The organism is Lactobacillus agrestimuris, from assembly GCF_943193025.1.
GTDB lineage: Bacteria > Bacillota > Bacilli > Lactobacillales > Lactobacillaceae > Lactobacillus > Lactobacillus agrestimuris.
On sequence record NZ_CALPCQ010000037.1, the window covers coordinates 1 to 7,406 of the forward strand.

At 34.5% G+C, this 7,406-nt stretch carries 10 protein-coding genes, 1 tRNA gene and 1 other annotated feature; of the genes, 8 read left to right on the forward strand and 3 right to left on the reverse strand.

Going from position 1 to position 7,406, the window contains the following annotated elements:
• The 5 genes from NFR82_RS08610 (at position 1) to NFR82_RS08630 (ending at position 3,181) form a co-directional block, all read left to right on the forward strand.
• Positions 1-68, forward strand: a tRNA-Asp gene (locus tag NFR82_RS08610).
• A 171-nt stretch (positions 69-239) separates the two neighbouring features.
• Positions 240-477, forward strand: a binding site (T-box leader).
• Positions 478-633: 156 nt separating this feature from the next.
• Positions 634-1,275, forward strand: coding sequence for an amino acid ABC transporter permease (locus NFR82_RS08615; RefSeq protein WP_251717865.1), 642 nt, complete (start codon positions 634-636; stop codon positions 1,273-1,275).
• Positions 1,276-1,290: 15 nt separating this feature from the next.
• Positions 1,291-1,911 (forward strand): amino acid ABC transporter ATP-binding protein, encoded by a 621-nt coding sequence (locus tag NFR82_RS08620; protein WP_251717866.1) that lies wholly within the window; start codon positions 1,291-1,293, stop codon positions 1,909-1,911.
• Between the two features lies 1 nt (position 1,912).
• Positions 1,913-2,731 (forward strand): amino acid ABC transporter substrate-binding protein, encoded by an 819-nt coding sequence (locus tag NFR82_RS08625; RefSeq protein ID WP_251717867.1) that lies wholly within the window; start codon positions 1,913-1,915, stop codon positions 2,729-2,731.
• A 3-nt stretch (positions 2,732-2,734) separates the two neighbouring features.
• Positions 2,735-3,181, forward strand: coding sequence for a GNAT family N-acetyltransferase (locus tag NFR82_RS08630; protein ID WP_251717868.1), 447 nt, complete (start codon positions 2,735-2,737; stop codon positions 3,179-3,181).
• 17 nt (positions 3,182-3,198) lie between these two features.
• Here the strand turns inward: NFR82_RS08630 and NFR82_RS08635 are convergent, their stop codons facing one another.
• On the reverse strand, positions 3,199-3,762 hold the full coding sequence (locus NFR82_RS08635) for an SGNH/GDSL hydrolase family protein (RefSeq protein WP_251717869.1): 564 nt from the start codon (positions 3,760-3,762) through the stop codon (positions 3,199-3,201).
• 59 nt (positions 3,763-3,821) lie between these two features.
• Between NFR82_RS08635 and coaA the strand changes: the two genes are divergently transcribed.
• Complete coding sequence (gene coaA / locus NFR82_RS08640; RefSeq protein WP_251717870.1) at positions 3,822-4,736, forward strand: type I pantothenate kinase; 915 nt, start codon at positions 3,822-3,824, stop codon at positions 4,734-4,736.
• A gap of 119 nt (positions 4,737-4,855) precedes the next feature.
• On the forward strand, positions 4,856-5,419 hold the full coding sequence (gene efp, locus NFR82_RS08645; RefSeq protein WP_251717871.1) for an elongation factor P: 564 nt from the start codon (positions 4,856-4,858) through the stop codon (positions 5,417-5,419).
• Positions 5,420-5,469: 50 nt separating this feature from the next.
• Here the strand turns inward: efp and NFR82_RS08650 are convergent, their stop codons facing one another.
• Positions 5,470-5,838, reverse strand: coding sequence for a DUF1304 domain-containing protein (locus NFR82_RS08650; protein ID WP_251717872.1), 369 nt, complete (start codon positions 5,836-5,838; stop codon positions 5,470-5,472).
• Positions 5,839-5,961: 123 nt separating this feature from the next.
• Between NFR82_RS08650 and NFR82_RS08655 the strand changes: the two genes are divergently transcribed.
• Entirely contained in the window at positions 5,962-6,483 is a 522-nt protein-coding gene (locus NFR82_RS08655) for a GNAT family N-acetyltransferase (protein WP_251717873.1), read from the forward strand.
• 85 nt (positions 6,484-6,568) lie between these two features.
• Here the strand turns inward: NFR82_RS08655 and NFR82_RS08660 are convergent, their stop codons facing one another.
• Entirely contained in the window at positions 6,569-7,219 is a 651-nt protein-coding gene (locus NFR82_RS08660; protein WP_251717874.1) for a PepSY domain-containing protein, read from the reverse strand.
• Between the last annotated feature and the right edge of the window lie 187 nt (positions 7,220-7,406).

The following is a 7,406-nucleotide window of genomic DNA, read 5'->3' on the forward strand; positions in this document are numbered from 1 at the left end:
CCATTGGAGCAGTGGTTTATCTCGTCTCCCTGTCACGGAGAAGATCGTCGGTTCAAATCCGACATGGACCGTAAGATAAAATATCATTTTATTTTGAAGAGTCACTATTGTGGCTCTTTTTTGTATTACTATTTTATTTGTGATTAATTCTCTATCAATATTTGAGAAAATCTATTAAAAATAATTTCGGAAAACATTGACAAAAAGTTAGTGATCAGCTATATTTAAATCACATGTGATTAACAACTTAGAGCAGAAATAGTAACTCAAGTATAGTTTTTAGAGAGCCTTTGCTGGTGGAAATGAGGCAGCTACTTGAGTGAAGCACATCTGTGAGTTGGCTCCTTGAAATGGTAGTAGAGAGGTCCGGGTTAGCCCGTTATAGCTAAAGGTTTATTAACGGAACTTACTAAGACAGTTAATGTGAATTAGCTGTGAATATGAGGTGGAACCGCGGATCACAAATTCGCCCTCTTAGGTCAATCGATCTAGGAGGGTGTTTTTATTATCGTGAGTTAATAAACCTAGTGAGGCAGCTTAGTGTAAGCGGGCTGTAAACTGAGGTGGAATCGCGATAAGTCGTCCTCTTGAGCTTAGGCTTGAGAGGACTTTTTTATTGAAAAAGGTGAGAATATGGAATACGTAGCACAAATTATGCCGGCTCTTCTTGCTGGGACTTGGATGACATTAAAAATTTTCTTTTGGACAATTGTTTTGGCTTTACCATTAGGAATTTTTGTAGCTCTAGGTGAAATGAGCAAGATTAAACCAATTAAATGGTTAGTAGAATTTTACGTCTGGATTATGCGTGGAACCCCACTATTACTTCAATTAATATTTGTCTTTTATGGTTTTCCAATCTTGCATATTGTTTTTCCACGATATCAGGCAGCATTATTCGCCTTTGTGCTTAATTATGCAGCATATTTTGCAGAAATTTTTCGTGGTGGAATGCAGTCAATTGATGAAGGGCAATTTGAAGCTGCTAAAGTATTGCGTTTGACGCCGTTTCAAACAATGATGAAGATTATAATTCCACAAGTTATGAAAATTGTTTTGCCATCAATTGGTAATGAAGTTATTAACTTGATCAAAGATTCATCACTTGTGTATGTTATCGGACTTGGCGATTTACTTAGAGCCGGAAATGTAGCAATGGCAAGAGATGTAACTTTGGTACCACTACTCTTAGTTGGTGCAATTTATCTTTTATTAATCAGTGTGTGTGCTTTTGCTCAGAAGAAGATTGAAAAGCACTTCAGTTATTATAGATAGGCATAGGTGAGTTTGATGTTAGAAGTAAAAAATTTAGCTAAGGCATATAATGGCCGCCAAATTTTAAAAGATATTTCTTTCTCATTAAAAGACGGTGATATTTTAACAATTGTAGGTCCTTCTGGTGCTGGAAAGACTACATTATTAAGAATAATCGCCGGCCTTGAAGAAAAAGATTCTGGTCAAATTTTAATTGATGGACAAGCCTATGACTCTGGTAAAGTTGGTGTAGTTTTTCAAGATTATAACTTATTTCCTAATTTATCAGTTTTGGAAAATATCACTTTAGCACCTAGATTGGTTTTAAAAAAGACTCTTAATGAAGCTAATGAAGAAGCAATGAGTTTGCTCAAAAAGTTACAAATGGATGGTCACGAAAAGCAATATCCATTTCAACTTTCTGGTGGTCAAAAACAACGTGTCGCAATTGCACGTGCACTTGCAATGAAGCCAAAGATTTTGTGCTACGATGAACCAACTAGTGCGCTTGATCCGGCCCTTCGACAAGAAGTGGAAAAGATGATCGTTAGTCTTAAAGAAACTGGACTTACTCAACTAATTATTACTCATGATTTAGCATTTGCGGAACATGTTGCTGATCAAATGTTAAAAGTGAAGCCGTTAGTAGAGGGATAATATGAAAAAGAAACTTTTAATACTGGCTTCGATATTATTGGTGGTTCTCGGTTTGACGGCTTGTACTAGAGAAAATACTAATAGAGATAGCTGGCAGGAAATTGAAAAAAATAAGACAGTTGTAATAGGTCTAGATGATTCTTTTGTCCCAATGGGGTTTGAAAAGAAAAATGGCCAGCTAACTGGTTATGATGTGGACTTAGCCAAAGAGGTCTTCAAACTTTATGGAATTAAAGTTGATTTTCAGACTATTGATTGGGCTATGAATGCGACTGAGCTTAGAAATGGAACAATTGATTTGATTTGGAACGGATATAGTATCACTGCGCAGAGAAAGAAGAAAGTTCTCTTCAGTCGTCCATATTTAAAGAATGCACAAGTTTTAGTTGTGAAAAAAGATAGTAGTATTCATGATTTTGCTCAAATGAAAACTAAAACTTTGGGACTGCAAACTGGTTCAACTGCTCAGCAGTGGTATGATAGTAAGCAAACGGCCTTGCATGCTAAAGACACAGTCTTGTATGATCAAATTCCTAGTGCTTTCTTAGACCTAAATGCTGGAAGAATTCAGGGAATCTTACTTGATGAAGTTTATGCCAACTATTATATTGCCCATATGGCTAAGAGTAAAAATTATCGTGTTTTAACTGATAAGCAAATTCCAGCGGACTTATTTGCAGTTGGAATGCGCAAGGGCGATACGACATTACAGAAAAAGATCAATCACGGCCTTGCTGTATTACAAAAAAATGGTAAGATAGAGGCACTAAATAAGAAATGGTTTGGCCGCAATAGCAACTATTTAGGGAAAGAGGGATGAGTAATGAAAGAAAAATTCACTTTTACACATGTGGATAAAATGACCGGACGAGAAATGTTCTGTGTAGCAAGATTGCGAAATGAAACCTTTGTTGCAGAGCAAAAAATTACCTTGCCAGATCTTGATGAGATTGATTTAACTGCAGTTCAAGTCTTTTTATTGAATTCGGATAAAACTAATGCACTAGCAACTTGCCGAGTTTTCGAAGATCCAGAATATGGTTGGATGTTTGGCCGTGTTACAGTATCTAAAGCAGCTCGTGGTCAGCATTTAGGAGCTGAGATGATGCATCAGGTTCATACATTTCTTAGAAAAAAGGGTGTAGAAAAGGTAACTTGTCATGCTCAAATGACAGCTAAGCCATTTTATGAACATCTTGGCTACCAAACTGAAGGGTCAATCTTTGATGAAGGCGGAGTTGACCATATTATGATGATTAAGAATCTATAAAAAAAGGCTAGTTTTCTCTAGCCTTTTAATTTTGTTTCAATTACTGGCGTAATTAGATCGAGTAAGCATTTATTTCCTAAGTCTGTTAAATGTAAGCCATCACTTTGATAAATTTTATCCACATTCTTTATTCCATCTGTTAATTTGTTTAGGTTAATAATGGGACAATTATATTTTTTTGCTAATTTTTGGGCAATTTCCACATTTTCTTTGAGTATTTGTGGATTAAAGAATTCAGTTTGTTCGCTATTTGGATTAGGATGCCAAGGACTAACAATGATTAATTTATTAGGATTGAAATAATTGACTATTGTTTCAAGGTTTTTAGCATAATTTTCACAACTAATTCCCCAGGCTGAAGAATCATTAGTGCCATATTCGATGATAATTATATCGGCATTAGGATCAATCTGATCGAGATAATCAAGTGCTTCAATAGTTGTGGCTCCACTTTTTGACATATTTTCCACAATTGCGAACTTTCCTAAGCGTTTTTGGAGTCCATGAGTAATTACGTCGGTGTTGCGATGTTGGCGAAAGCCATTAAATAATGAATCACCGAATAAGACTATTTTTTTCATATTATGACCTCTTCTATACTATAATTAATTTAATTATTAACAGGAAAAAGGAAAAGTAAATGGATAAATATCTTAAATTTTCAAGAGATGAGTGGACTAGTTTAACGCCACATAAACATATCAATATTACCAGTGATGAAATTATTGAATTAAAGTCTATAGGGGATGTAATTGGATTAGATGATGTTCATGAAATTTACACTAGTTTAATTTCATACTTACATTTGATGTATCAAGCTAAGCGAGAAAAGCAGGCTGCGGCAATGAACTTCTTGCAAAAAGAAATTACTCCTGCACCATTTATTATAGGGATTTCTGGGTCAGTAGCGGTAGGAAAATCAACTACAGCTAGACTTTTACAGCTACTTTTGAGTCGAATTTATCCAGAATTAAAGGTTCACCTTATGACGACAGATGGATTCTTATATCCAAATGCGGAACTTGAAAGACGAGGAATCATGTCTCGCAAAGGCTTTCCAGAAAGTTATGATATGCAAATGTTGAGTGACTTTTTGACTGATGTTTTAAGTGGAAAAGAAGATATTGTTTATCCGCTGTATTCACAGACGCTTGGAGATATTGTACCTAAAGAATATGGTCATATAAAAAGACCAGATATTTTAATTATGGAAGGAATTAATACTTTACAACTTCCAAGAAGTGGTCAAATTGTTACTAGTGATTTTTTTGATTTTTCAATTTATATTGATGCCGAAGAAGATATGATTGAGAGTTGGTTTTTGCAACGTTTCAATTCAATTCTAGATATGAATAAGAACAACCCTGATAATAAGTTTTACCAGATGGCAAATGGTCCACGTGAGGATGCGGTTAAATTTGCGGAAGAAACCTGGCAAATGGTCAATCTAGTCAATTTAAGACAAAATATTGCTCCAACTAAGACTAGAGCAAATTTGATTTTGCATAAAACTGAGGGACATTTAATTGATTATATATACCTGAAACATTTTTAATTTGTTATACTAGAACTTATGAAAACGATTTATTTATTATTGATAAAGAAGTTTGCGTTGCCACCCAGTGTAGAGCAATTGGACTAAAAGATTGTTAATAAAAGGGAGACAAAAACAAAATGGTACAAGCAATTAACTTGAAAAAAGGTATGGTATTTAGTCAAGATGGTAAGCTTATTGCAGTTCTTGCAGCTAACCACCATAAGCCCGGTAAAGGTAACACTGTTATGCAAATGGATCTTCGCGATGTGAAGAGTGGCGCAGTTGTACACAAGACTATGCGTCCAACCGAAAAGGTTGACCTGGTAGAAATTACTAAAAAGACTGCCCAATACCTTTACAGCGAAGGTGATATTTACACTTTCATGGATACTGAAACTTATGAACAATACGAAATTTCTGATGAACAAATCGGTGATGACAAGTTGTACCTTATTCCAAATATTGAAGTTCAACTTGAGTTTACAGATGATGGTGAATTGATCGGAATTGAACTTCCAGCAACCGTTGTTTTGACTGTTAAGGAAACACAACCCGAAATTAAAGGTGCTACTGCTGCAGGTGGTGGTAAGCCAGCAACTATGGAAACAGGTTTGGTTGTTACTGTTCCTGACTTCATTAAGGAAGGCGAAAAACTAGTAATTAACACCGCTGAAGGTGTATACAAGTCACGTGCAAACTAAAATTTGAACAAAAAAGACAAGCGTATGGCTTGTCTTTTTTTGTGTATAGATTAATGTGCAAGTGCGAGCAAAATTACGGCAATTACAGCTGGAAGAAGCTGAACTAGCCAAATCTTCTTAGTAGCAGTAAAACCTCCATAAATAGCAACAACTATAATCATGCTCAAAAGTAAGAACCAGACTCTTGGTAAAGTCATGCCATCAAAAATAAAGAAAGCAATAATCATAATAATTCCAAGCATACCATTGTAGATACCTTGGTTAGCTAGTGCAACTTGGGCAGATTCTTGCTTAGTAAAACTTGTTTTCATATCAAAAACGCGAGCTTGTCTTTCTGGTGAAGCAAACATTTCAATGCCGCAGATAGCAATATGTTCAATTGCGACTAAAAAGACGACGATGTTAGCAAGTGTAATCATTTTTATCTCCTCCAATAATTTATATCTTGAATTTTATTATGCTTTTTATTATGCTATAGTTAATAATTTGTTTCAAATACTATATCTGTGATGCAATAAAAAATTTGAAAGAGAGAAACATAAATGAGTGATTGTCAAGTAAGACCTGTTACTGTGGATGATGTTGAGAAGCTGAGTGAAATTTCGAAAGAAACCTTTAAAACGACCTTTGATCCTTATACTGCACCGGATGATATGGTCAAGTTTTTGAATGAAGATTACAACGTTGAAATTTTAACTAAGGAAATTGAAAATCCAAATAGTCGCTTTTTCTTCTTGATGGTTGAAGATGATGTGGCCGGATATTTGAAGGTTAATGTTGGGGATGCACAGACTGAACAAGTTAAAGATAATGCTTTTGAAATTCAAAGAATTTATTTGCGTGAAAAGTTCCAACACCGCGGCTTAGGTTTAGTTTTAATTAAGTATGCGGAGGAATTGGCTAGAAAAGAAGCTAAGGATTATATGTGGCTTGGCGTGTATGAAAAGAACTATAATGCGCAGAAGTTCTATAAAAAAGATGGCTTTAAGCGAGTAGGACAACATGTTTTCCAAGTTGGGGATGATCCTCAGATTGACTACTTATTAGCCAAGAAATTAAAATAGAATCAAATAATCATACTTTTGAGGAGATATACTAAAGCGAATGAAAAGTAAAAAACGAGCTAGTGAAAACTAGCTCGTTTTTTATTTATCTATCATGTTCAACTTCGATAACTTTCTTATTGATGGCATCAATCTTAACTTCACTAGTCTTACTGCCATCGTCTACTTCAACTTCCCAGTAAGCATTGTTGTGGTCTTGTTCAAGCTTCCACTCTTTAGCAGTACCTTTGACTTTATTTTCTGCAATCTTAGTGGCTTCATCACGGCTGATAGTTTTATCAAGGTCTAATGCCTTATCTAAGCTATCACTTAGATCGCGCTTTTCACTGTGTGAGCGAATAACCTTACCATTATTTGCATTGATGACAACAGTGTATTCTTTATTGTTATCAAATCCTTCAATTTCATAGACATATTCTTTACTTTCAGATTTTAAATCAATATCTTTAATTTTCTTATCTTTATAAGTTTGATCAAATTTATTTAATGCTTCAGTTTGACTAATCTTGATAGTTTTGACTTCTAATTTAGTTTTACCTTCATTAACAGTCTTTTCCGCTTGGCTCTTTTTATCACTGCTACTAGTTTTAGTTGATTCAGTTTTTTCAGAACTAGAGCTAGAGGATTTTGAGTCGTCAGATTTATCAGAATTATTACTACATGCAGTAAGAGCTAATCCTAATAAGGCAGTTAATGATAATGTTCCGATTGTTTTAAGTAAAGTATTCTTTTTCATGATTTTCTCCTATCTAATAATCACTTTCAATATTTATATAAATTATATCTAAATAATCATAAGTATAGTTATAAACTTGCTCAAATTTCAGCCGTCTTATATCTTTTTTAGAGACCGTAAAATAGTTTGTGTAAGGATGAATTATTCCTTAAATTATTTTCTCAAAATATAGAAAAAGGAGTTCCTT

Excerpts from the sequence above, each read along its gene's own strand:
- NFR82_RS08650 (WP_251717872.1), bottom strand. The coding sequence starts at position 5,838 with ATGATTACACTTGCTAACATCGTCGTCTTTTTAGTCGCAATTGAACAT.
- NFR82_RS08660 (WP_251717874.1), bottom strand. The coding sequence starts at position 7,219 with ATGAAAAAGAATACTTTACTTAAAACAATCGGAACATTATCATTAACT.
- NFR82_RS08630 (WP_251717868.1), top strand. The coding sequence starts at position 2,735 with ATGAAAGAAAAATTCACTTTTACACATGTGGATAAAATGACCGGACGA.
- NFR82_RS08635 (WP_251717869.1), bottom strand. The coding sequence starts at position 3,762 with ATGAAAAAAATAGTCTTATTCGGTGATTCATTATTTAATGGCTTTCGC.
- NFR82_RS08615 (WP_251717865.1), top strand. The coding sequence starts at position 634 with ATGGAATACGTAGCACAAATTATGCCGGCTCTTCTTGCTGGGACTTGG.
- NFR82_RS08620 (WP_251717866.1), top strand. The coding sequence starts at position 1,291 with ATGTTAGAAGTAAAAAATTTAGCTAAGGCATATAATGGCCGCCAAATT.
- NFR82_RS08655 (WP_251717873.1), top strand. The coding sequence starts at position 5,962 with ATGAGTGATTGTCAAGTAAGACCTGTTACTGTGGATGATGTTGAGAAG.
- coaA (WP_251717870.1), top strand. The coding sequence starts at position 3,822 with ATGGATAAATATCTTAAATTTTCAAGAGATGAGTGGACTAGTTTAACG.
- efp (WP_251717871.1), top strand. The coding sequence starts at position 4,856 with ATGGTACAAGCAATTAACTTGAAAAAAGGTATGGTATTTAGTCAAGAT.
- NFR82_RS08625 (WP_251717867.1), top strand. The coding sequence starts at position 1,913 with ATGAAAAAGAAACTTTTAATACTGGCTTCGATATTATTGGTGGTTCTC.